We start from the raw sequence: 21,173 nt of genomic DNA, 5'->3' as shown, positions 1-21,173 counted from the left end.
GCTCCTCGGTGGTTTCCGACCCGCAAGTCGTGTCCGACCAGCCCGACCCGGAACCCCGTGAGGAGTGTGGCGTCTTCGGCGTCTGGGCTCCCGGGGAAGAAGTCGCGAAGCTGACCTACTACGGCCTCTACGCCCTGCAGCACCGGGGCCAGGAGGCCGCCGGAATCTCCGTCTCCGACGGCTCGCAGATCGTGGTCTTCAAGGACCTCGGCCTGGTCAGCCAGGTGTTCGACGAGCAGATCCTGCAGTCGCTGCAGGGGCACATCGCCGTCGGGCACTGCCGGTACTCGACCACCGGCGCCACCATCTGGGAGAACGCCCAGCCGATCTTCCGCACCACCGCGACCGGCAGCGGCCTCTCCTTCGCGCACAACGGCAACCTCGTGAACACCGCCGAGCTGCGCGAACGCACCCTCGCCGCGGGGCTCAAGCCGCACGCGGGCCTGACCGGCTCGTCGAGCGACTCCGACCTGATCTGCGGCCTGCTCGCCGCGAACGCCGCCGACAAGGGCATCGAGGCCGCGGCCATGGAGCTGCTGCCCACCCTGAAGGGCGCTTTCTGCCTGGTGTTCGCCGACGAGAACACGCTCTACGCGGCCCGCGACCCGCACGGCGTGCACCCCCTGGTGCTCGGCCGGCTCGAGCGCGGCTGGGTCGTCTCGAGCGAGACGGCGGGCCTCGACATCGTCGGCGCGTCCTTCGTCCGCGAGGTCGAGCCCGGTGAACTGATCGCCATCGACGCCGCGGGCCTGCGCTCGTCCCGGTTCGCGAACCCGGACCCCAAGGGCTGCGTCTTCGAGTACGTCTACCTCGCCCGCCCCGACACCACGATCGCCGGCCGCGGCGTGCACGCCACCCGCGTCGAGATCGGCCGCCGCCTCGCCTCCGAGCAGCCGGTCGAGGCCGACCTGGTGATGCCGGTGCCGGAGTCGGGCACCCCCGCCGCGATCGGCTACGCGCAGGGCTCCGGCATCCCCTACGGCACCGGCCTGGTGAAGAACGCCTACGTCGGGCGCACCTTCATCCAGCCGTCGCAGACCATCCGCCAGCTGGGCATCCGGCTCAAGCTGAACCCGCTGCGCGACGTCATCCGCGGCAAGCGCCTGGTCGTGGTGGACGACTCGATCGTCCGCGGCAACACCCAGCGCGCGCTCGTCCGGATGCTGCGCGAGGCCGGCGCGCTCGAGGTGCACGTCCGGATCGCGTCGCCGCCGGTGCGCTGGCCGTGCTTCTACGGCATCGACTTCGCCTCGCGGGCCGAGCTGGTCGCGAACGGCGTCGACCTCGACGGCATCCGGCGCTCGATCGGCGCCGACTCGCTGGGCTACATTTCCCTGGACGGCCTGGTCGCGGCGACGGAACAACCGAAGTCGCGGCTGTGCACGGCGTGCTTCTCGGGCGAGTACCCGATTCCGCTGCCGGAGGACGCGCTGATCGGGAAGCACCTGCTCGAAAGCCTCGACGCGGTCAATGGCGCGGCGACCCCCGTCAGTCCCGCCGGGTACGGTGCCGAAGACGCCGTCCGGCGTCCCTAGCAGTTCCTTCCAGTAGGGAGTCCTTCCACCGTGAGCGAGTCCACGAGCGCCACGTACGCCGCCGCCGGCGTCAGCATCGACGCCGGCGACCAAGCCGTCGAGCTGCTCAAGCCGCACGCCGAGCGGGCGACGCGGCCCGAGGTCATGGGTGGCGTCGGCGGTTTCGCCGGGCTCTTCTCCCTGAAGCTCGACAAGTGGAAGGAGCCGGTGCTCGCGTCGTCGACCGACGGCGTCGGCACGAAGATCGCGGTCGCGCAGGCGCTCGACAAGCACGACACCGTCGGCATCGACCTGGTCGCGATGGTGGTCGACGACCTGGTCGTGACCGGGGCCGAGCCGCTGTTCCTGCAGGACTACATCGCCGTCGGCAAGGTGCACCCGGAGAAGATCGCCGCGCTGGTCGGCGGCATCGCCGAGGGCTGCGTCCGGGCCGGCTGCGCGCTGCTCGGCGGCGAGACCGCCGAGCACCCGGGCATGATGGGCGAGCACGACTACGACATGTCGGCCACCGGCGTCGGCGTCGTCGAGGCGTCGCAGCTGCTCTCGCCGGAGAAGGTCCGTCCGGGTGACGTCGTGCTGGCCCTCGGTTCGTCGGGCCTGCACTCGAACGGCTACTCGCTGGCCCGGCACGTGCTGCTGGACATCGCCCGGATGCCGCTCGGCGGGTACGTCGAGGAGTTCAGCCGCACCCTCGGCGAGGAGATGCTGGAGCCGACGCGGATCTACGCGAAGGACTGCCTCGCCCTCGCCGCGGAGACCGAGGTCCGGACGTTCGCGCACATCACCGGCGGCGGCCTGGAGGCCAACCTCGCCCGGGTCATGCCGCGCGGCCTGGTCGCCCGGCTCGACCGCGGCACCTGGACGCCGGCGCCGGTGTTCGCGCTGATCGGCCAGCGCGGCAGGGTCGAGCGCGCCGAGCTGGAGAAGACGTTCAACATGGGGGTCGGCATGGTCGCGATCGTCGGCGCCGAAGACGTCGACCGGGCGCTGGCCATGCTGACCGCGCGGCACGTCCCGGCGTGGGTGCTGGGTGACGTCCAGCCCGCCGAAGACGTCGACGGCCCGCGCGCGGTGCTCTCGGGCGACCACCCGCGCTTCTGAAACGGACTTGATCGCGGCTGTCACACTGGTGTCATGGCGGCCGGAGACGTGGTGGTCGGCTCCCGGTTCACGATCCCGGGAGCCGAGCTGAACGAGCGCTTTTCGCGGTCGTCCGGCCCGGGCGGCCAGGGGGTCAACACCACGGATTCGCGGGTCGAGCTGTCGTTCGACGTCGCTGGTTCACCGTCGATCCCAGAGCACCTGCGGGACCGGGTGCTGGCCGGGCTCGGCGCCCGGCTGGTCGACGGCGTCCTGACGATCGCGGCCAGCGAACACCGCTCCCAGCTGCAGAACCGCGAAGCCGCGCGCGGCCGCCTGACGAACCTGCTGCTCGACGCGTCGGCCCCGCCCCCGGCGAAGCGGCGCCCCACGAAGCCTTCTCGCGGTTCGAAGGAGCGCCGCCTGGCGTCGAAGAAGCGCCGGAGCGACGTGAAACGAGGCCGCTCCGGCCGCTTGAACGACTAGCTCAGCGACAGGTGCACGCACTCGCCCGCCGGCCGGAAGCCGACGCGGGCGTAGACGTTTCCGATCCCCAGGTCACCGGGGGTCAGGAACGCCGTGTGCGCGCCGGCCTCGTGGACCTCGCGGGTGAGGTGCGCGGTGAGCGCCGCGGCGATCCCGCGGCCGCGGTACGGCTCGAGCACCGCGATCCCGGCGAGCTCGGTGGTGCCGTCGACGATTTCGAGCGCGAGCCCGCCGCCGACGACTGCCCCCGTTTCGACGTCCTCCGCCAGGAGATGCCGGACACCGGTGCCGGACTGGAGTTGCTCGACCTCGTCGTCACCGATGTCCGCGGGTTCGCCGAACGCCGTGTTCTGCGCCGACCGCATGCGCCGGAAGTCCTCGGCGGACTCCGGCACGCGCAGCCGGATCCCGGCCGGAGCCGGCTTGCCGACCCGCGCGGCCGGCGCGCACGTCATCAGCGGCACCCGCCGTTCGAGCTCGTACCCCGCTCCGACCAGCAGTTTCTCCAGGTCGGGTGCGACGTCGGTGAAGTACTCCAGCCGCGGGAGCAGGTCCCGCCGCCGGTAGGCCGCGGTCAAAGCGTCGATCTCGGCCGCCGTCGGCTTCGCGCCGTCTTCCGGGATCGCGTAGTTGAGCATCGGGTGGGGCGTGCCCGGCGAGTAGGTCGCGAGGAACGGGCCGACCTGCTCGGTCTCGCGGCCGCGCGGCGCCGTCGTGCGGACATAGGTCTGAATGGCGGACATTGCTGGGTGAGAGCCTTTCGAGAGAGCACGTCAAGGAACCGCAGCCCTCGGAACGGGCGTACGGGGCGGGGCGCTGGGCGTCGGGCCTAGCGGAGGCCGACGCCGGAGACGGCGCCAGGCATAGGCAGTCATTCCTTGAAGTCGAAACGGGCTCTCCGAAGCCATGATCGCACGGCCGGCAACCGGATTTACCGGCGTTCCGGGTGCGCGATGGCCGCGTAGCGCGTGTCCCAGACCGATCTCGGCCTCCGCAGCCTGAGCGTCGGAGCTTCGGAGATCGTGCGGCGCGGCAGCGGGATCGCCACCGGCACCCGTGGCGCCGTGGCCGCTGAGCGCCGCGGTGACGTCGGCACCGGGCACGAGGTCCAGCCTGCTCCCGGCCGAGCCGCTCACGGGCATCGTGACCAGGCAAAAACCAGGAAAACGACGAGTAAGGCAGCACAGTCGCCCATCCTCCGGCGGCGCCGTTTGTCCTGCCGTGGTTCGGTCAGGAGACACACTGTCCACAGTGGAGCCTGTGGACAACCCTGTGGATGAATTTGCCGGGAAAGTGTGAAGGCGTTGCGCTGCAACGAAAAGGCGTGCGGTGACCCTGTGTACTACTTCGCGGCCAGTGCGCGCGCCTGCTCGAGCAAACGCTGAAGGTGCAGACCTCGCCGGACGTCGCACGGGTGCGTCGTCGTGCCACTCGCGATCATCGCCGCGAAATCGTCCAGCAGTGCGGTGTAGGACTCCTGCGCGGAGCCCGGTTTGCGCCCGAGCGTCCGGTAACCGTGCTCTCCCCAGACCGCGACTTCGACGACGGTCGGCTGCACCGGCAGCCGCAGCGAGAGCGTGGCCGTGCTGACCACGCCGCCGTCGTGCGCCAGCATCAGGTGCCAGAGGTCGCCGGGGCTCTGCCGGGCCGCCACCACCTCGCTGATCGGGCCGAGTGCGGCGTCGAGCATGTCGAGGGCGTGCGGGCCGATGTCGAACAGCGCGCCGCCGTCCTCCTGCCGCCACTCCGAGGCGGCGTACTGGCCGCCGAGCAGCGAGCCGGACAGCCAGCGCGCACCGCCGCCCGCCCAGCCGCCCGCCTGGGCGAGCCCGGCGAGCCACTCCTGGGTCTGCGTCGAATAACGCAAGGTCAGCACCACGAGCGCGGCTACGTCGGCGGCCGCGACCGCGTCGGCCAGCCGTCGCGCGCCGTCGAGGTCGGCGGCGATCGGCTTCTCCAGGATCAGGTGCTTCCCGGCCTCGGCAGCGCGCACGCCCAGCTCGGCCTGAATCGACGGCGGAACGGCGAACGCGACCGCGTCCACCTGCTCGAACAGCTCCTCGACGCTGCCGGCGGCGACCGCGCAGTGCGTCTCCGCAAGCGTTTGCGCCGCCTCCGGCCGCCGGGCCCAGACCGCGGTCAGCGCCGTGCCGGGGTGATCGGCCAGTCCGGGCGCGTGGATCGTCGTCGCCCACGGGCCGGCGCCGATCAGGCCGACGCGCAGCTGTCCGTCCGCGATGAGCTGTCCCACGGCCCGCAGTCTAGGTGTGTCCCGCGTCGCTCCGGAACCGCACCTGCGCCGGGTGCCGACGTGGTTAAAGTGCCTGCATGATCGCCGCCCGCCTGTCCCGGCTCGCCACCGTCTTCGCCGTGCTGCTCGGCGCCGGCTTCATCGGGGCCGCGCCCGCTTCGGCGACGGGCACCGGCGGGGCCTGCCCGGAGGGTGGCGGCGTGACGGTGGTCGTCGATTTCGGCGACCTGGGGCCGCAGTCGCTGGTCCGCTGCGCCGCGGGGACGCCCGCGAACGGCATCGCCGCTCTGCAGGAGGCCGGGATCGAGGTGGCCGGCTCGCAGAAGTACGGCCTTGCCGTGGCCTGCCGGCTCAACGGCCAGCCGGGGCCCGAGGTCGAGTCGTGCGCGGGGATGCCGTCGGCGACGGCGTACTGGAGCTATTGGCACGCCTCCGCCGGAGGCAGCTGGACGTCGAGCCAGGAGGGCGCCCAGACGGCCAAGCCGGCGCCCGGTGGGTTCGAAGGGTGGGCGTTCGCGCGCACGAAGTCGGCGAACGACCTGCCGGCGCCGCCGCGCGTGCCGCCGGTCCGGCAGACCGGGACGGCTGTCCCGGACGTCTCGAAGGCCGGCGACATCGAATTCCCGTGGGGCTTCGTGATCGGCGTCGCGGTGCTCCTGGTGCTCGGGGCCGCCGGGGTCTACCTCTCGTCGCGCCGACGTCGCCGGCGTGACCAGTAGGGCGCTGCACCCCGGCGCCTGGTGGGCCTGGGCGCTCGCGCTGGCCGTCGCCGCGAGCCGGACGACGAACCCGCTGCTGCTCGGCCTGATCATCGCCGTCGCCGGGTTCGTCGTCGTGAACCGGCGGAGTGACGCGCCCTGGGCGCTGGCGTTCCGGCTGTACGTCTACGTCGGCGCGATGATCGTCGTCTCGCGCGTGCTGTTCCGGATCCTGATCGGCGGCGAAGACGGCGGCCACGTGCTGTTCACGCTGCCGGGGATCCCGCTCGCCGCCGGGTTGTCCCTGTTCGGGTCCGTGTCGGCGGAGGCGCTGCTCGGCGGCTTCTACGACGGCCTGCGGCTGGCGACGATGGTCGTCTGCGTCGGCGCGGCGAACGCCCTGGCGAACCCGAAACGCCTGCTCAAGGCGGTCCCGGGGGCGTTGTACGAGGTGGGCACGGCGGTGACGGTGGCGCTGACGGTCGCCCCGCAGCTCGTCGAGAGCGTGCAGCGGGTGCGGCGGGCGCGCCGGCTGCGGGCGGGGCGGACTCGCGGGCTGCGGGCGGTGAAGGGCATCGTGGTGCCGGTGCTGGAGGACGCGATGGACCGGTCCCTGCGGCTGGCGGCCGCGATGGACTCCCGGGGCTACGGCCGCCGGGCCTACCTGAGCGGCGGCCTGCGGGCGCTGATCGCTTCCTGCGTGCTGGCCGGGCTGGCCGGCGTGTGCGCCGGCGTCTACGGCGTGCTCGACGGGACGTCGTCCTGGCTCGGGGTGCCGATGCTGGCGGTCGGGCTGGTCGTGGCCGTCGCCGGCTTCGTCCTCGGCGGGCGGCGGGTGCGGCGGACGGCGTACCGGCCCGACCCGTGGCGGTGGCCGGAGACGCTGGTCGTCGCGGCCGGCGTCGGGGCGTGCGCGCTGCTGTTCGCGACCGCCCGGATCGACGCGGGCCGGTTGTTCCCGTCGCTGAGCCCGCTGCGCTGGCCGGAGGTTTCCTGGGTGCACGTGGTGTCCGTGCTGGTCGCGGTGCTGCCGGCGTTCGTTTCGCCCCCGGTTCCGGAGGTCGGCCGATGATCGAGCTTTCGCGGGTCACGGTGACCTACCCGGACGCCTCGCGGCCGGTGCTGTCGGACGTGTCGCTGCTGGTCGAAGAGGGCGAGTTGTGCCTGGTCGCGGGGCCGACGGGGGCGGGCAAGTCGACGTTCCTCGGCGTGCTCAACGGGCTCGTCCCGCACTTCACCGGCGGCCGGCTTTCCGGCCGGGTCGTCGTCTCCGGCCTGGACACGGCCCGGTACCCGCCCCGGGAACTGGCTTCGGTCGTCGGCGTCGTCGGGCAGGACCCGCTCGCGGGCTTCGTGACGGACACCGTCGAGGAGGAGCTCGCGTATGCGATGGAGCAGCTCGCGGTGCCGCCGGACGTCATGCGCAAGCGCGTCGAGGAAACCCTGGACCTGCTGGGCATCGCGGAGCTGCGCAACCGTCCACTCCGGACACTCTCGGGCGGCCAGCAGCAGCGCGTGGCGATCGGTTCGGTGCTGACGGCCCACCCGGCCGTCGTGGTACTGGACGAGCCGACGTCGGCGCTGGACCCGACGGCGGCCGAGGACGTCCTCGCGGCGATCACCCGGCTCGTGCACGACCTGGGGACGACGGTGATCGTCGCGGAGCACCGGATGGAGCGGGTGGCCCAGTACGCGGACCGGCTGCTGTACCTGCCGGGCGACGGCTCGGTGCGCTCCGGACCGCCGGCCGAAATCTTGGCGACGTCGTCGATCGCCCCGCCGATCGCCGAGCTGGGGCGGCTCGCGGGCTGGTCGCCGCTGCCGCTGTCGGTGCGGGACGCGCGGCGGGTCGCGGGGCCGTTGCGCGCCCGGCTCGCACCGAGTCTTCAGCCGAGTCGTCGAAAACTGTCGGTGGTGGGTCGTAGCCTGTCGGTGACCGGTTCGGCACTGGATGTGCGAGGGGTGGTGGTCCGATACGGAGATGTCCTGGCGGTGCGCGGGGTGGACCTGCGCGTCGGACCGGGCGAGGTGGTCGCGCTGATGGGACGCAACGGCTCCGGCAAGTCGTCGCTTCTCTGGGCGGTGCAGGGCAGCGGACCGAGGTCGGCGGGGAAGGTCGACGTCGGTGGAGCGGACCCGGCAGCGCTCAAGCCACGAGTGGCCCGTCAGCGCGTGGGCCTGGTCCCGCAGACCCCGGCCGACCTGCTGTACCTCGAATCGGTGGACGCCGAGTGCGCACAGGCGGACACCGAGTCGGAGGTCCCGGCGGGAACGGCCCGGGCCCTGCTGGACAGGCTCGCCCCCGGAATCGCCGGTGAAGCGCACCCCGGCGACCTTTCGGAAGGGCAGCGACTGGCATTGGTGCTGGCGATCCAGCTGGCGTCGGCCCCACCGCTGGTCCTGCTCGACGAGCCCACGCGCGGCCTGGACTACCACGCGAAACGGCGCTTCGCGTCGGCCCTGCGAGAGCTGGCCTCGCAGGGCCACGCGGTAGTGCTGGCGACGCACGACGTCGAGTTCGTGGCGACGGTCGCCGACCGCGTGGTGGTCATGGCCGAGGGCGAGGTGGTAGCGGACGGCCCGACGAAGGAGGTGATCGTCGCCTCGCCGGCGTTCGCCCCGCAGGTGGCGAAGATCCTGGCCCCGCAGCAGTGGCTGACGGTGGACGAGGTAGCGGAAGCGCTGGCATGAGCACGAGGAGGGGGTGGGTGGGGCGGGGGGGGCGGGGGCGGGGAGCCGAAGCACACGAGCGCACTCGGCCACCCGCAGGCGTGCAGTTGCCCGCAGGTGCGACCGCTTCGCCGCTGGTCCGTGGTGTGTGGGTGGTGGCTGCTCGCAGGTGTGCGGCTGCTTGGCTGCCGGCTCGCGGTCCGTGGTTGGAGGTTGCGCGCAGGTGTGCGGCTGCTTTGCCGCCGGCTCGCGGTCCGTGGTCGGTGGCTGCCCGCAGGTCTGCAGCCGCTTCGCCGCTGGCCCGCGGTGTGTGGTTGATGGTTGTTCGCAGGTGTGCGACTGCTTCGCCGTCGGCCTGCGGTGCGCGGCTGGTGGCTGCCCGCAGGTCCGCGACCGCTTCGCTGCCGGCCTGCGGTGCGTGGTTGGCGGCCGCTCGCAGGGGCGCAAGCATCTTCGATGCTCGCCGTGCCGGCTTTCGCGGCCGCCCGCAGGCGCGCGAACGGTCGAGCACTGGTCTGCGGGCTGCGGCCTGCCTCAGAGCGGCGGCGGTGACACCGCCATGACCGACTTCCTCGGCCCACCGCCCCGCGCTGTCCGCCTGACTCCGCGGCCCGCCCTGGTGCTCACCGTCGCGAGCCTCCTCGGGCTGGCCATGTTCTGCTGGCCTCTGCTCACCCACCCGCAGCCGACCGCGGCCGCGCACACCGCGGATGCGCCCTTCGTCTTCATGGCGACCCTGCCGGTGCTCATCCTGGTCGTGCTCGCCGAACTGTCCCGCGGGGGCATCGATGCCAAGGCGCTCGCTCTCCTGGGCGTGCTCTCGGCCGTCAACGCCGGGCTCCGGCCACTCGGCGCGGGCACCGGCGGCATCGAGCTGGTCTTCTTCCTGCTCGTGCTCGCCGGCCGCGTCTTCGGGCCCGGCTTCGGGTTCGTGCTCGGCTCGACGTCGCTGTTCACGAGTGCACTGCTCACCGCCGGGGTCGGGCCGTGGCTGCCGTTCCAGATGCTCGCGTCGTCGCTGGTCGGGCTCGGGGCCGGGCTGCTCCCGCGGAAACCGCGCGGGAAAGCCGAGATCGCCTTGCTCGTCGGCTACGGCGTCTTCGCGGCCTACTTCTTCGGGCTGCTGATGAGCCTGTGGTCGTGGCCGTTCCTCGCCGGTGACTCCGTGCAGCTCGGATTCGTGCCCGGTGCGCCGCTGACGGAGAACCTGCACCGGTTCGCCGTCTACACCGTCCTGACGTCGACCCTCGGCTGGGACACCGGCCGCGCGATCACCAACGCTGTCGCGATCGTCCTGCTCGGGCCGGCCGTCCTGGGCGTCCTGCGACGCGCCGCCAGGCGGGCCGCCTTCGAGGCGCCCGTGACCTTCGGTCAGCCGTAGGAGTAGAAGCCGCGGCCGGTCTTCTTGCCGAGGAGGCCCGCGTCCACCATGCGCAGCAGCAGCGGCGGCGACGAGTACAGCGGCTCCTTGAACTCCGCGTACATCGAGTCCGCGATGGCCTTGATCGTGTCCAGCCCGATCAGGTCGGACAGCCGCAGCGGGCCCATCGGGTGGGCCGTGCCCAGCTCCATACCGCGGTCGATGTCCTCGGCCGACGCGAAGCCAGACTCGATCATCCGGATCGCCGAGAGCAGGTACGGCACCAGCAGGGAGTTCACGATGAACCCGGCGCGGTCCTGCGAGCGGATCACGGTCTTGCCCAGCGCCGTCGTCGCGTGCTCCTCCGCGCGGCGGGCGGTCTCCTCGCTGGTCAGCAGCGAGGGCACCAGCTCCACCAGCGGCAGCACCGGCACCGGGTTGAAGAAGTGGATGCCGACCACCTGCTGCGGCCGGCTCGTCGCCATGCCCAGCTTCATGATCGGGATCGACGACGTGTTGGACGCGAACAGCGCGTCCTCGGCCTCGACGATCTTGTCCAGCTGGCGGAAGACGTCGACCTTCGCCTGCTCCTGCTCGAGGATCGCCTCGATGATCAGGTCGCGGTCGGCGAACTCGGCGATGTCCGTGGTGAACCGGAGCCTGGCGAGCGCCGCGTCGGCGTCCTCGGTGGTCAGCTTGCCGCTCTTGACGCCGCGTTGCAGCGACTTCTCGATGCGTGCCCGGCCGGCGTCGAGCGCCGGCTGGTTCACCTCGGTGATCACGACGTCCAATCCGGACCGCGCGTGCACCTCGGCGATGCCGGACCCCATGAGGCCCGCCCCGACGACTCCAACCCGACTTACCACCGGTTCACTCCTTCATCGCTTCGCAGCCCGCGCGCCTCATCCGGGCAACACTCGCCCGGACAACACTGTGGACGCGATTGTGGGCAGCACGCGACGCGCGAGGGCGTTCGCCGGAAGTGTCCCGGCTACGCCCTCGCGCGGTTACGCGTGCTCAACGACGGTAATCGTCATACCCGTCGTCGTACGGGTCTTGATCATCGCTGTCGGACTCCTCGTGGTGGACACTGGAGGAGTTACTCGACAGCTCGCGCTGCAAAGCATCGAAGTCGGTCTCGTGCGAGCTGTACTTGAGCTCACGCGCCACCTTCGTCTGCTTGGCCTTAGCCCGGCCGCGCCCCATGGCTCGACCCCCTCGCACAGGGGCGGGGCGGCCGGGGGAATCGGCGGCCCCGCATCGTCTCGACAATTATTTCCTGCTCACACCGTACCGTGTCCGGGGGGTTGGATGCGACGTGGCACGGTGTGCCGGTCGCGACAGTGTTCGGCGGACACCGGTTACCGGCCGGTCGGTGGCGATCGGCGCAGGTAGACGTGCCACGATCTACCCGTGCTTCGTCCCTTCGTGGCTTACCTGCGGGTGTACGAACCCCTGCTCGCCCTGGGCGATCCGCCGGACGAGCGGCTGCGTGCGGCCGTCGCCGCGGCCAAGCTGCGGCGGACGGACGCGGGCGCGCGCGAGCAGGCCATGTGGCTCAGGTCACAGGTGGCCGCGCCGCGGCGGCTGCTGCCCGCCGAGCTCGCCGACGGCCGTCCGGCGCCGAGCCTGCTGACCGACGTCCTGGTGCTCGATCCCGGCGAAGTGCCGGGTGGCAAGGCCGAGCACGGCCCGCTCGTCTGCCCGCTGGAGCTGCGGGCCCGCGCGGCGGCCGCGCTGGTCACCTTCCTCGGTGACGCGCACCCGGCGCTGAAGAACGTCGTCCTCGAGGAGGGCGGCTTCACCCAGGAGACGATCCGGGCCCGGACGAAGTCGGCGATGGTGGACCTGAGCACGTCGGCGGCGCACACGTTGTCGACGACCTGGACCGTCCCGCTGCCGTGGTTCGTGCTGGTCGAGCCGGAGGAGCGGCGCCTGGTGCTCGGCGACGGCCGGACCGACCCCCGGCGCGAGCTGTCCTGGCGGGCGACCCTCGCCGACGCGCAGCACCGCGCCCGCGAGGCCGGCGAGCTGCTGGAGCAGACCTTCGGCGACTCCGGACCGGGCCGCGTGCTGTTCGAGACGCGCCGCTGGCTGGACAACTTCCACGCGGACTCGGTGGTCGAGCTCGACTACGGCGGCCTGGTGCAGCTGTTCACGGACCCGGTCCTGGAAGCCGACAACACGGCCGACGAGGTCCACGACATCCTGGACGCCCTGCGTTCGGGCAACGTGGAGGAGCTGGCCGAACTGTTCTCGGACCTGCGGGAGTTCTGGGGCGACGTGGCCGCCCGCGAACGCGCCAACTAGCCCGCGAACGCGCCAACCAGTGGACAACCCGACGGCCCGGCGGCGTTCCGCCCCGAGACTGTCGGTGCCTCCCGCTAGCGTGGAAATCGGGGGCTGCTCAGCCACGGCCGCCGGCGTCCGTCAGCGCAGCTCAGGCACCCGGATCTCGCCCACCGCACGCCCGCCGCCCGACACGATCGGCCGCGCCAGCTCCTCGAGCCCGGAGACGTCCGCCCCGAGGTACCGCAGCGCCTCCACCGCCAGCGGCGCGCAAGCCCGTTTCGCGCCGTCGTCCAGCTTCATCGCCACCGCGAACCCGTCCGGCAGTGCGAACGCCTGGACCCCTTCCGCGCCGGCCTTCGCGACCAGACCCTCCACACCGGACATCAGCGTCGTGTCCTCGCGGCCGGTCCCCGCCACCAGCCACGGGTGCGCTCGCATCGCCGAAGCGACCGCCGCCGAAGAGCCCTCGGAAGCACCGGCGATCCGGCCGAAAGCCCGAGCCAGCCCCGTCAGGGAGAACGCGAACAGCGGCGCACCACAGCCGTCGACACCCGTGTGGGCGATCGGCTCGCCGGTCAGCTCCGCGACACAAGACGCGATCGCCTGCTGAAGGGGATGGTCCGGCGCGGCGTACCCGGCCGCCGGCCAGCCGGCCCGGACGCACGTCGTCAGCATCGCCGTGTGCTTGCCCGAGCAGTTCATCATCACCCGGCGCGGCTCGGCCGCGTCGCGCATGCTCGGCACGTGGAGGGGGAAGTCCGGCGGGCACGCCAGGTCGTCTTCGCGCAGGCCGGCCGCCTCCAGCAGCTCCAGCACCCGCTTCACGTGCCCGGGCTCACCCGAGTGGGACGCGCACGCCAGCGCCAGGGCCTCGCCTGTGAAGTCCAGGCCCGCGCGCAGCATGCCGGCCGCCTGCAGCGGCTTGTTCGACGACCGCGGGTACACCGGCGAGACCACGTCTCCCAGGGCCAGCCGAACAGAACCTTCCGGGCCCGTGATCACGAGGGCGCCCCTGTGGACGCTTTCGACGAAGCCGGAGCGGACGACTTCGGCGAGCACGGGGTTGGTCACTCGCCGCGGCCGCCCTCGTTCTCCAGCAGCTCGTCCACTGTGGCCGATCCCTGCTGGTAGCGGCGGGCGATCTCCGCGTTCAGCGTGTCCATCACGCCTTGGACCTCGCGGCGGAACGACGACACCGACAGCTCTTCGCGCGCGTACGTGTCCAAAGCGGAGGCGAGCTTCTCGTCCGAGAGGGACCCGACGTCGGTCAGGTCCGTGTCGCCGATCAGGGCCTCCGCGTGCCGGCGGTGCTCACCGGCGCGGGACGGCTCCAGCTGCTGGTGCCGCCCCGAACCCGCCGCCGGGCCCAGTGCGTTGTCGGCGAGGATCGTCGCCAGCTGGTCGACGATGCTCGCTTCGCCGCCGGAACTGCGCCGCGCCTGTTCCGCGCGCACGATGTCGATCCGGGCGTGCAGGAGACGGCGCAGGTAGGACAGGTCGGTCTCTTCTTGTGCGGCTTCGTCGCGCCGCTCGCGCAGCACCTTCAGCGGCAGTTCACCCAGGCCGCTGAGGTACCCCGGGCCGAGCACGCGGTCGATCCGCCGCCTGCCGCCGGGCCGCACTTCGATCACAGCGCAGTTTATCCCGGTTGAGCGTGATCTCGCTGTCAGGGGCTTTCGTTCAGCCACGGAGTTGCGCTGCGGCCGCGCGGCCCGGTGCCGGCTGTTCCGAGGGCACGGAGTCGGGGTCGATCGCCGCCTGGACGAGGTGGTCCTCCGAGCCCGCCAGCAGTTCCGCGGCCACCGGCGTCGACCGCTTGACCAGCGCCAACGCGATCGGGCCGAGTTCGTGGTGCTGGATCACCGTGCCGATCCGGCCGACCGTGCGGCCGTCCAGCAGCACCGGGTCGCCGGTTTCCGGGGTGACCTCGGGCGATCCGTCGAGGTGCAGCAGGAGCAGGTTCCGCGGCGGCCGTCCCACGTTGTGGACTTTCGACACCGTCTCCTGGCCGCGGTAGCAGCCCTTCGCGACGTGCGCGGCCGAGCCGACCCAGCCCACTTCGGCCGGGATCGTGCGGTTGTCGGTGTCGACGCCCAGCCGCGGGCGCACGGACTCGACGCGCAGCGCGTCGAACACCCAGCTCCCCGCCGCCCGCGCGCCCGCGTCGGTGAGCCGCTTCCACCAGTCCACCAGCGCCTCGCGCGGCACCGCCAGGTCGACGCTCGACCGGCCGGGCCACGGCATCCGGCGCGCGAACCCGCCACCCGGCAGCGCCGCCACCGCGTACGGCTCCGGGCCGACTTCGGCGCCGGCCGTGCTCAGCACGCGCTCGGCGTCCGGGCCGAGCACGGTGAGCAGCGCGAGCTCGCCGGTCGCGTCCCGGATGTCCACCTTGGACCAGAACTTCATCGCCTCGAGGTACTCGCGCAGCGTCTGCGGGCCGCCCTTGGGCAGTGCGCTCGTCACGCTCGGGCCCGGGTCGGTGTCGAGGTACACCGTGCCGTCGAGGTGCGCCAGCACCATGTGCGTCTCCACGCGGCCCTGGCTGTCGAGGACGAGCGCCTCGGTGCCGGAGCCCTCGGCGAGCTCGGTCACGTGCTGGGAGATGACCAGGTGCAGCCACGACAGCCGCTCTTCGCCGGTCACGGCGAGGAACTCGCGGTGCGACCGGTCGATCACGACCACGCTGCGCGAGGCCGTGCGCTGCTCCGCGAACGGGTCCCCCCAGTGCCAGGGCACTCCGGCCTCGGGGTGCGCAGGGTCCGAGTCGGGGGCGGGGATCGATCCGGGCACGTCCAGCAGCGGCGAGCGGTACGGCATACCGCCCAGCCTAGGTGAGTACCGTGTCCGCATGCGCGTGCTCGTCTTCCTGGACGGAACCCCGGCCGACCCCGACGTCGCCCAGATCAAGGTCGACGACCTCGGGCTGACGCGCGGCGACGGCGTCTTCGAGACGATCCTCGTCGTCGACGGCCGGCCCCGGGAGCTGCGGCCGCACCTGGAGCGGCTGGCCCGTTCGGCCGCCATGCTCGACCTGCCCGAGCCCGATCTCGGGGCCTGGGAGCGGGTCGTTTCGCTGGTGCTCGAAAGATGGACCGGCGGGGCGGAAATGGTGCTGAAACTGGTGTACACGCGGGGATCCGACGGCGACCCGGCCGCGGTGCCGACCGGCTTCGCGCTCGGTTCGGAGATCCCGCCGTCGATCATCAAGGCCCGCGCCGGAGGCGTCGCCGCGATCACCCTCGAACGCGGTTTCCCGCCGGATCTCGCCGAGCGCGCGCCGTGGCTGCTGCTCGGGGCGAAGCCGTTGTCGTACGCGGTGAACATGGCCGCGGTGCGGGAGGCGGGCCGCCGCGGTGCCGAGGATGTGATTTTCACCGCGGCCGACGGATCGGTGTTCGAAGGGCCGACGTCGACCGTCGTGCTCGCGAAGGGGCGGACGCTCTACACACCGCCGTCGAGCATCGGGATCCTGCCGGGCACCACCCAGGCCGCGGTGTTCCGCGGCGCCGAGAAGGCGGGCTGGGCGGTCAAGGTGGAGCCGCTGACCGTGCGCGACCTGGTCGAGGGCGACGGCGTTTTCATGGCCTCCAGCGTCCGCAAGCTGACCCGGGTGCACACGCTCGACGGCGAGCGGCTGCCCGATTCCGAAGCGGTGTACGCCGAGCTCGTCGCGGCCTACGAAGCCGAATACGCCTGACCCTGGGTGATCCGGACGACGGCGGGGGCGACCTCTTCGGCGCGGTAGGCGGCGATCTTGTGGTGGCCGTCGATGATCAGCTCGCGTTCGCCGCCGGCCAGCACCACCGCGACCGGCCGGTGCCCGGTGCGGATGGCCGTGCGGTAGTAGCCGACGCGGGCCTCGTCCGACGGCGGCCAGGCGTCGGTCGGCGTGAGCTCCTGGTCCGCGGGCACCCGTTCCGGGCCGCTGACCCGGTAGTCGCCGTCGACGAGCAGGTCGAGGACCGGTCCGAGCGTGGCGGCCAGCGGACGGCGCAGCTGACCGGTGGCCAGCGCGATCCGCAGCGACTGCGGCAGCTCCGCCCGTGCCCGCGCGTTCACGTCGAGGAAACCCGTGCCACCGCTGATCGTCACCTGTTCCACGCTTATGAGGACGGGCGACGGCGCGACATGGTTCCGGCCCCTACCCGGACGGGTGCACCGGGTGATCGGGGTCTCACCCGCGCGGCGGTACGCCTTGCTCAGGACGGCCGGAACCGGATTCGGGTACCCGGCCGAGCCTGCGCGAGGGCGCTCAGCGCGGCCGTCTTGACGACGGCGGCGACGGGGTAGCCGCCGGTGGTCGGGTGGTCGGCGAGGAACACCACCGGCAGCCCGCGCGGCGGCACCTGGATCGCGCCGGTGACGACGCCTTCGCTGGGCAGCTCGCCGTCGACGGCCCGGCGCAGCGGCGTCCCGTCCAGGCGCAGGCCGACGCGGTTCGACTCGGCCGTGACCGTCCACCCCGCCGAGAGGCCGCCGGCCGGGTCGTCGATCCAGTCGTCGCGCGGGCCGAGCGTCACGGGCACCACGAGCTCGCCCGGCGCCCGGACCGGCACGACGACGTCGGCGCCCGCGGGGATGCCGGGCTCGCCGAGCGGAAGGACGTCTCCGGCGCGCAAGGGCGGCGGCCCGATGCCGGACAGGACGTCCCGGGACCGGCTGCCCAGCACCGGCTCCACCGCGATGCCGCCGGAGACGGCCAGGTAGCAGCGCAGGCCCGTCGAAGGCGTGCCCAGCGCCAGTGTCTGGCCCGCGCGAACCGCCAGCGGCGCGTGGGAGCCGGAGGGCCGGCCGTCGACCCGGACGTCGACCGCCGGGCCGGTGACCGCGGCCGTCACCGCGGCCGTGAACCGCACGGACAGCCCGCCGAGCAGGGCTTCGATCCCGGCGGCGTCCTCGGGATTGCCGACGAGCCGGTTCGCCAGGCGCAGCGACGCGGTGTCGAGGGCCCCCGAAGGCGCCACCCCCAGGTGGGCGTAGCCGGGCCGGCCCCGGTCCTCGACCAGCGCGTACCGCCCCGGGTCGAGCACCTCCAGGCTCCTCACCGGACGCTCCGGAAGCGGACGCGATCCCCCGGTGCGAACAACGCGGGCGGGTCCGCGTGGGGGTCGAACAGCGTCGCCGACGTGTGCCCGAGCAGCCGCCAGCCGCCGGGCGACTCGCGCGGGTAGACGCCGGTGAACTCGCCGGCGAGCCCGACCGACCCGGCCGGCACGCGGGTCCGTGGCGACTCCAGGCGAGGCTGCCGAAGCTGCGGGGGAAGCCCGGTCAGGTAGCCGAAACCGGGGGCGAACCCGGTGAACGCGACGGTGTAGCCGGCCTCGGTGTGCATCGAGACGACGGCGTCGGGCGAAACTCCGGCGTCGGCGGCGATCAGGGCCAGGTCCTCGCCGTCGTAGCGGACGTCGAGGGTCACTTCCCGGGGCTCGCCCGCGGGCGGGTGCGCGAGGTCGGCGTCTTCGAGCAGGGCCCGCACGGCCGCCACCCCGCCGACGACGAGCAGGCTGCGCGCGCCCGGCACGAGATCGACGACTCCGGGCGGGCGCGCGGCCAGCACGGTGGCGTGGGCGGCCCGCATCCGGTCCAGCGAATCGCAGTCGAGCAGGGCGGCGTCCTCGCCACACCGCCGCCAGCGCACGGCGTCAGCCGACGACGCGGTGCAGCAGCGCCGAGGTGTGCGGCTGCATCTCCTGGCCCATCATCGCCCGCTCCTCGACGTAACCGAGGGAGCCTTCGATCAGGCCGTACAGGCGCTGGGCCGCGGTGACGTCCTTGGCCGTGGCCGTGCGGATCACCGCGTCCGTGCCGAGCTCCCACGACGTCTGGTTGCGCGGCTTGCCGTAGTACAGCTCGACGATGCCGGTGTTGTGCGTGAGCAGCAGCTCGATCGTGTCGTCCTCCTGCGGCCGCCAGAACCCGGACTCGCGGGCGGCCGGGCGGATGACGTTGCCGTCGTCGTCCAGCAGCCACGCACGGGACTCGTGGATCAGGAACGGGCGGCCGTCGTGGGAGATCGTCAGCTGCTGCGCGAACTTGCGGGGGCCGTCGATGGTCGGGTAGCCGACCTCGCCCTCACCGCGCCACACGCCGACGAGCGGCAGCAGCGCGAGACAGGCGTCGTTGAGGTTCGGCCCCTCGCGCAGGTTCGCGGTGTCATTGGGGATGGGCAGGTCGTCCCAGAGCGGGAGGTTGCGGGCACGGGTGCTCTCCGCGCGCCTCTCCGCTGCCACGATGGCTTCGTCGCCGCTTGCGGTCATGGGTCAGCGCTGGTCCGCGTACAGCCGGTAGACGACGTACACGGCGAACCAGGTGATGGCCACGCCGGCGAGGACCAGCAAGGTCGTAAACAGAGCTTCCACGGCAGGCAGCTTAGTCCGTCCGGCCCCGCGCGGCCCTGCGCAGGGTCGCCGCGGTGAGGACAGTCACCCGCCCGGAAACGCCGTGAGGGCCTTCCCGCCGCGGCAGGAAGGCCCTCACGAGCGAGAAACTCAGGCGACCGAGATGGCCAGCTGGTGCACGCCGGGGCCTTCGGCGGTGACCGAGGCTTCGCCGTTGCCGGAGCGGTGCAGCGCGCGCACCGTCCACTCGCCCGGCGCCGCGTAGAAGCGGAAGTCGCCGTCGGCCGACGAGACGACCTCGCCGGTGAAGTCGCCGCCGCCGTCCAGGAGCCGGACGAACGCGCCGCCGACCGGCCCGTTCGCACCCGTCACCTTGCCGGCCAGCACGACCTGGCCGCGCGTGTCGTAGTCCGCCGGCGTGGCCTCCTGGACCGGTGCGCCGCAGCTGTCGTCAACCGCCATCACTTGGCTCCCAACTCGACCGGCACGCCGACGAGCGAGCCGTATTCCGTCCATGAACCGTCGTAGTTCTTCACGTCCTCGTAGCCCAGCAGCTCGTGGAGCGCGAACCACGCGATCGAGGAGCGCTCGCCGATGCGGCAGTAGGCGATGGTGCCCTTGCCCTCGTCGATGCCCTCGTCCTTGTACAGCTCCTTGATCTCTTCCTCGGTCTTGAAGGTGCCGTCCTCGTTGGCGACCTTCGCCCACGGCACGTTCAGCGCGCCGGGGATGTGACCGGGAACCTGGGACTGCTCCTGCGGCAGGTGCGCCGGGGCGAGCAGCTTGCCGGAGAACTCGTCCGGGGAGCGCACGTCGACGAAGTTCTTCGACCCGATCGACTGGACGACCTCGTCGCGGAACGCGCGCAGCGAAAGGTCCTGGTCCTGCGCGTGGTACTCGGTGGTGTCGCGCTTGACCTCATCGGAGTTCAGCTCGCGGCCGTCGAGCTCCCACTTCTTGCGGCCGCCGTCGAGCAGCTTGACCTTCTCGTGGCCGTACAGCTTGAAGTACCAGTACGCGTACGCGGCGAACCAGTTGTTGTTGCCGCCGTAGAGGATCACGAGGTCGTCGTTGGAGATGCCCTTCTCCGAGAGGAGCTTCTCGAAGCCCTCCTTGGAGACGAAGTCGCGGCGCACCCCGTCCTGCAGGTCGTTCCGCCAGTCGAACTTCACCGCGCCCCGGATGTGGCCGGCGTCGTAGGCGGTGGTGTCCTCGTCGACCTCGGCGAACACGACGCCGGGGGTGTCCAGGTTCTCCTCGGCCCACTGGGTGGTGACCAGGACGTCTTCACGGCTCATGGGACAGAACTCTCTTCCTTGGTTGTTCTTCAGGACGCGCGGGCGGGGCTGAAGCGTTTGATCAGCAAGTACATTTCGCAGCCCAGGCAGAAGTCGAAGGCCGCGTTGAGGAAGGCCGCGAACAGCGCGAACGCCGTCGCGACGATGCCGAGCGGGGTGATCCCCACGGCGAAGCCGATCGTGCCGACCAGGGCGAACACGAATCCGACGGCCTGGGCGAACCGCAGCGGCGCCGCGTCCTCGCGCTCGGAGGCCGGGCCGAGGCGCGGGGCCACCAGCGCGCGGTAGACGATCGAGTACGGCGCCTGCTTCAGCCCGACGAAGGCGCCGATCGCGAAGACGACGGTTTGGGCCGCCAGCAGCGGCCACCACTCGGTGACCAGAACGACCGCGAGCACGATCGTGGTCAGGATGGCGGCGAACCGCGGGCCTCGCGGGTCGACGGCCGGTCCGGCGGGCATTCGTTCCTCCAGCTGGAGCTCCAGGGGGTGCGTGCGAACGGCACGCGTCAGCGGCATCAGGGCTGGTGGGGGACCGGATCGAACGGTTCAGCGCCGGTCGGACCGACCGCGACACAGGCTGCTGCGGACGCGGCAGAGGTCGACTGCGCGTCGCTGCGTCAAGAAGAAGGTGGTCAGCCCGGTCACGGGTGCGAGGGTACCCAGAGCTCCCTCAGAGTGGGAACCACGTTCATACCTTGGGACGATTCCCGATTCTTGGGACAATGCCCTGGTCAGGACGTCCGGGAAGTGAGATGCGGCCGCAGGGCGGCGAGCAGTTCCGGGCCCTTGGGGACGCCGCCGACGCGCAGGAGCTCCCGGCCGTCCGGGGTGAGCGCGATCGTGGTCGGCGTCCGCAGCACGGACAGCGACTGCGCGATCTCCGGCTGCTCCGTCACGTCGAGTTCGACGTGGTGCAGGCCGTCGGTCCGCTCGGCCAGCGGCGCGAGCACGGCCTTCGCGTGCCGGCAGGGCGCGCAGAAGGTGGTGGAGATCTGGACCAGCGTCACGGCGGAGGCCGGGTCGAGCGCGGCGGTGACGGGGGCGGGCAGCTCACGCACGGGTTTGGCGGCGCGCACCCGGCCGTTCCGGGCCTTGAGCAGCGCACCGGCGGCCGCGGCGGCCACCAGCGTCGCCACGAGCACCCACAGCCCCGTCACCGG

The 21,173-nt window shown here is 72.3% G+C and carries 24 protein-coding genes; 9 read left to right on the top strand and 15 right to left on the bottom strand.

Going from position 1 to position 21,173, the window contains the following annotated elements; genetic code table 11:
* Nucleotides 1-8: 8 nt before the first annotated feature.
* Genes purF through arfB form a run of 3 tightly spaced genes read left to right on the top strand, consistent with a single transcriptional unit; the run spans nucleotide 9 to nucleotide 3,101 of the window.
* Nucleotides 9-1,535: an amidophosphoribosyltransferase gene (gene purF / locus AB0F52_RS05520; RefSeq protein WP_360164877.1), complete on the top strand. Its 1,527-nt coding sequence runs from the start codon at nucleotides 9-11 to the stop codon at nucleotides 1,533-1,535.
* A gap of 30 nt (nucleotides 1,536-1,565) precedes the next feature.
* Nucleotides 1,566-2,636: a phosphoribosylformylglycinamidine cyclo-ligase gene (purM, locus tag AB0F52_RS05515; protein WP_360164875.1), complete on the top strand. Its 1,071-nt coding sequence runs from the start codon at nucleotides 1,566-1,568 to the stop codon at nucleotides 2,634-2,636.
* A 33-nt stretch (nucleotides 2,637-2,669) separates the two neighbouring features.
* Nucleotides 2,670-3,101, top strand: coding sequence for an alternative ribosome rescue aminoacyl-tRNA hydrolase ArfB (gene arfB / locus AB0F52_RS05510; RefSeq protein WP_285987212.1), 432 nt, complete (start codon nucleotides 2,670-2,672; stop codon nucleotides 3,099-3,101).
* Here the strand turns inward: arfB and AB0F52_RS05505 are convergent.
* A complete protein-coding gene (locus AB0F52_RS05505; RefSeq protein ID WP_360164873.1) occupies nucleotides 3,098-3,844 on the bottom strand; it encodes a GNAT family N-acetyltransferase in 747 nt (248 codons plus the stop codon). The genes arfB and AB0F52_RS05505 overlap by 4 nt on opposite strands.
* Nucleotides 3,845-4,443: 599 nt before the next feature.
* Complete coding sequence (locus AB0F52_RS05500; RefSeq protein ID WP_360164871.1) at nucleotides 4,444-5,352, bottom strand: Gfo/Idh/MocA family oxidoreductase; 909 nt, start codon at nucleotides 5,350-5,352, stop codon at nucleotides 4,444-4,446.
* Nucleotides 5,353-5,429: 77 nt separating this feature from the next.
* On the opposite strand from AB0F52_RS05500, the gene AB0F52_RS05495 reads away from it, so the two are divergent.
* The 4 genes from AB0F52_RS05495 (at nucleotide 5,430) to AB0F52_RS05480 (ending at nucleotide 10,101) form a co-directional block, all read left to right on the top strand.
* Entirely contained in the window at nucleotides 5,430-6,071 is a 642-nt protein-coding gene (locus AB0F52_RS05495; RefSeq protein WP_360164869.1) for a hypothetical protein, read from the top strand.
* Complete coding sequence (locus tag AB0F52_RS05490; RefSeq protein WP_360164867.1) at nucleotides 6,061-7,122, top strand: CbiQ family ECF transporter T component; 1,062 nt, start codon at nucleotides 6,061-6,063, stop codon at nucleotides 7,120-7,122. Before AB0F52_RS05495 ends, AB0F52_RS05490 begins: the two co-directional genes overlap by 11 nt.
* A complete protein-coding gene (locus tag AB0F52_RS05485; RefSeq protein WP_360164865.1) occupies nucleotides 7,119-8,741 on the top strand; it encodes an ATP-binding cassette domain-containing protein in 1,623 nt (540 codons plus the stop codon). Before AB0F52_RS05490 ends, AB0F52_RS05485 begins: the two co-directional genes overlap by 4 nt.
* A gap of 538 nt (nucleotides 8,742-9,279) precedes the next feature.
* A complete protein-coding gene (locus tag AB0F52_RS05480; RefSeq protein WP_360164863.1) occupies nucleotides 9,280-10,101 on the top strand; it encodes an ECF transporter S component in 822 nt (273 codons plus the stop codon).
* Here AB0F52_RS05480 and AB0F52_RS05475 read toward each other — a convergent pair.
* Together AB0F52_RS05475 and AB0F52_RS05470 are read right to left on the bottom strand one after the other, a co-directional pair.
* A complete protein-coding gene (locus tag AB0F52_RS05475) occupies nucleotides 10,092-10,946 on the bottom strand; it encodes a 3-hydroxybutyryl-CoA dehydrogenase (protein WP_194295265.1) in 855 nt (284 codons plus the stop codon). The genes AB0F52_RS05480 and AB0F52_RS05475 overlap by 10 nt on opposite strands.
* A 151-nt stretch (nucleotides 10,947-11,097) precedes the next feature.
* Nucleotides 11,098-11,286: a DUF3073 domain-containing protein gene (locus AB0F52_RS05470; protein ID WP_103337899.1), complete on the bottom strand. Its 189-nt coding sequence runs from the start codon at nucleotides 11,284-11,286 to the stop codon at nucleotides 11,098-11,100.
* A gap of 207 nt (nucleotides 11,287-11,493) precedes the next feature.
* Between AB0F52_RS05470 and AB0F52_RS05465 the strand changes: the two genes are divergently transcribed.
* Nucleotides 11,494-12,390, top strand: coding sequence for a hypothetical protein (locus AB0F52_RS05465; RefSeq protein WP_360164861.1), 897 nt, complete (start codon nucleotides 11,494-11,496; stop codon nucleotides 12,388-12,390).
* 120 nt (nucleotides 12,391-12,510) lie between these two features.
* Here the strand turns inward: AB0F52_RS05465 and AB0F52_RS05460 are convergent, their stop codons facing one another.
* The 3 genes from AB0F52_RS05460 to AB0F52_RS05450 are packed head-to-tail and all read right to left on the bottom strand — an operon-like array spanning nucleotide 12,511 to nucleotide 15,192.
* Nucleotides 12,511-13,443, bottom strand: a complete 933-nt coding sequence (locus AB0F52_RS05460; RefSeq protein ID WP_360164859.1) for an asparaginase — start codon at nucleotides 13,441-13,443, stop codon at nucleotides 12,511-12,513.
* Nucleotides 13,440-14,003, bottom strand: a complete 564-nt coding sequence (locus AB0F52_RS05455) for an aerial mycelium formation protein (RefSeq protein WP_360164857.1) — start codon at nucleotides 14,001-14,003, stop codon at nucleotides 13,440-13,442. The genes AB0F52_RS05460 and AB0F52_RS05455 overlap by 4 nt, the downstream gene beginning before the upstream one ends.
* Before the next feature lie 49 nt (nucleotides 14,004-14,052).
* The gene (locus tag AB0F52_RS05450; RefSeq protein WP_360164855.1) at nucleotides 14,053-15,192 is read right to left on the bottom strand and encodes a folate-binding protein; all 1,140 of its coding nucleotides are present in this window, start codon (nucleotides 15,190-15,192) and stop codon (nucleotides 14,053-14,055) included.
* 31 nt (nucleotides 15,193-15,223) lie between these two features.
* On the opposite strand from AB0F52_RS05450, the gene AB0F52_RS05445 reads away from it, so the two are divergent.
* Nucleotides 15,224-16,072, top strand: coding sequence for an aminodeoxychorismate lyase (locus AB0F52_RS05445; RefSeq protein ID WP_360164853.1), 849 nt, complete (start codon nucleotides 15,224-15,226; stop codon nucleotides 16,070-16,072).
* Here AB0F52_RS05445 and AB0F52_RS05440 read toward each other — a convergent pair.
* The 8 genes from AB0F52_RS05440 to AB0F52_RS05405 form a co-directional block, all read right to left on the bottom strand.
* Nucleotides 16,051-16,476 (bottom strand): hypothetical protein, encoded by a 426-nt coding sequence (locus tag AB0F52_RS05440; RefSeq protein WP_360164851.1) that lies wholly within the window; start codon nucleotides 16,474-16,476, stop codon nucleotides 16,051-16,053. The genes AB0F52_RS05445 and AB0F52_RS05440 overlap by 22 nt on opposite strands.
* A 98-nt stretch (nucleotides 16,477-16,574) precedes the next feature.
* Nucleotides 16,575-17,405: a biotin-dependent carboxyltransferase family protein gene (locus tag AB0F52_RS05435; RefSeq protein WP_360166547.1), complete on the bottom strand. Its 831-nt coding sequence runs from the start codon at nucleotides 17,403-17,405 to the stop codon at nucleotides 16,575-16,577.
* An 11-nt stretch (nucleotides 17,406-17,416) separates the two neighbouring features.
* A complete protein-coding gene (locus AB0F52_RS05430) occupies nucleotides 17,417-18,013 on the bottom strand; it encodes an allophanate hydrolase subunit 1 (RefSeq protein ID WP_360164849.1) in 597 nt (198 codons plus the stop codon).
* A gap of 4 nt (nucleotides 18,014-18,017) precedes the next feature.
* Nucleotides 18,018-18,632 carry an FABP family protein gene (locus tag AB0F52_RS05425; protein WP_360164847.1) on the bottom strand — a complete coding sequence of 205 codons (615 nt, stop codon included), beginning with the start codon at nucleotides 18,630-18,632 and terminating at the stop codon, nucleotides 18,018-18,020.
* Nucleotides 18,633-18,863: 231 nt separating this feature from the next.
* Entirely contained in the window at nucleotides 18,864-19,175 is a 312-nt protein-coding gene (locus AB0F52_RS05420) for a DUF1416 domain-containing protein (protein ID WP_014467851.1), read from the bottom strand.
* The gene (locus AB0F52_RS05415; RefSeq protein ID WP_360164845.1) at nucleotides 19,175-20,011 is read right to left on the bottom strand and encodes a sulfurtransferase; all 837 of its coding nucleotides are present in this window, start codon (nucleotides 20,009-20,011) and stop codon (nucleotides 19,175-19,177) included. Before AB0F52_RS05415 ends, AB0F52_RS05420 begins: the two co-directional genes overlap by 1 nt.
* Before the next feature lie 29 nt (nucleotides 20,012-20,040).
* On the bottom strand, nucleotides 20,041-20,472 hold the full coding sequence (locus AB0F52_RS05410) for a DUF4395 domain-containing protein (protein ID WP_360164843.1): 432 nt from the start codon (nucleotides 20,470-20,472) through the stop codon (nucleotides 20,041-20,043).
* A gap of 272 nt (nucleotides 20,473-20,744) precedes the next feature.
* The gene (locus AB0F52_RS05405) at nucleotides 20,745-21,170 is read right to left on the bottom strand and encodes a thioredoxin family protein (RefSeq protein WP_360164841.1); all 426 of its coding nucleotides are present in this window, start codon (nucleotides 21,168-21,170) and stop codon (nucleotides 20,745-20,747) included.
* Nucleotides 21,171-21,173 lie beyond the last annotated feature (3 nt).

Origin of the sequence: Amycolatopsis sp. NPDC024027 (assembly GCF_040638975.1) — a bacterium.
Taxonomy (GTDB): domain Bacteria; phylum Actinomycetota; class Actinomycetes; order Mycobacteriales; family Pseudonocardiaceae; genus Amycolatopsis.
Note: the sequence above shows the minus strand (reverse complement) of the source record. Positions and strands in the feature narration are given on the sequence as shown.

Bases quoted from the DNA above. Each gene is read 5' to 3' on its own strand.
- arfB (WP_285987212.1), top strand. From the start codon at position 2,670: ATGGCGGCCGGAGACGTGGTGGTCGGCTCCCGGTTCACGATCCCGGGA.
- AB0F52_RS05505 (WP_360164873.1), bottom strand. From the start codon at position 3,844: ATGTCCGCCATTCAGACCTATGTCCGCACGACGGCGCCGCGCGGCCGC.
- AB0F52_RS05495 (WP_360164869.1), top strand. From the start codon at position 5,430: ATGATCGCCGCCCGCCTGTCCCGGCTCGCCACCGTCTTCGCCGTGCTG.
- AB0F52_RS05485 (WP_360164865.1), top strand. From the start codon at position 7,119: ATGATCGAGCTTTCGCGGGTCACGGTGACCTACCCGGACGCCTCGCGG.
- AB0F52_RS05480 (WP_360164863.1), top strand. From the start codon at position 9,280: ATGACCGACTTCCTCGGCCCACCGCCCCGCGCTGTCCGCCTGACTCCG.
- AB0F52_RS05470 (WP_103337899.1), bottom strand. From the start codon at position 11,286: ATGGGGCGCGGCCGGGCTAAGGCCAAGCAGACGAAGGTGGCGCGTGAG.
- AB0F52_RS05450 (WP_360164855.1), bottom strand. From the start codon at position 15,192: ATGCCGTACCGCTCGCCGCTGCTGGACGTGCCCGGATCGATCCCCGCC.
- AB0F52_RS05445 (WP_360164853.1), top strand. From the start codon at position 15,224: ATGCGCGTGCTCGTCTTCCTGGACGGAACCCCGGCCGACCCCGACGTC.
- AB0F52_RS05425 (WP_360164847.1), bottom strand. From the start codon at position 18,632: ATGACCGCAAGCGGCGACGAAGCCATCGTGGCAGCGGAGAGGCGCGCG.
- AB0F52_RS05420 (WP_014467851.1), bottom strand. From the start codon at position 19,175: ATGGCGGTTGACGACAGCTGCGGCGCACCGGTCCAGGAGGCCACGCCG.
- AB0F52_RS05415 (WP_360164845.1), bottom strand. From the start codon at position 20,011: ATGAGCCGTGAAGACGTCCTGGTCACCACCCAGTGGGCCGAGGAGAAC.
- AB0F52_RS05410 (WP_360164843.1), bottom strand. From the start codon at position 20,472: ATGCCCGCCGGACCGGCCGTCGACCCGCGAGGCCCGCGGTTCGCCGCC.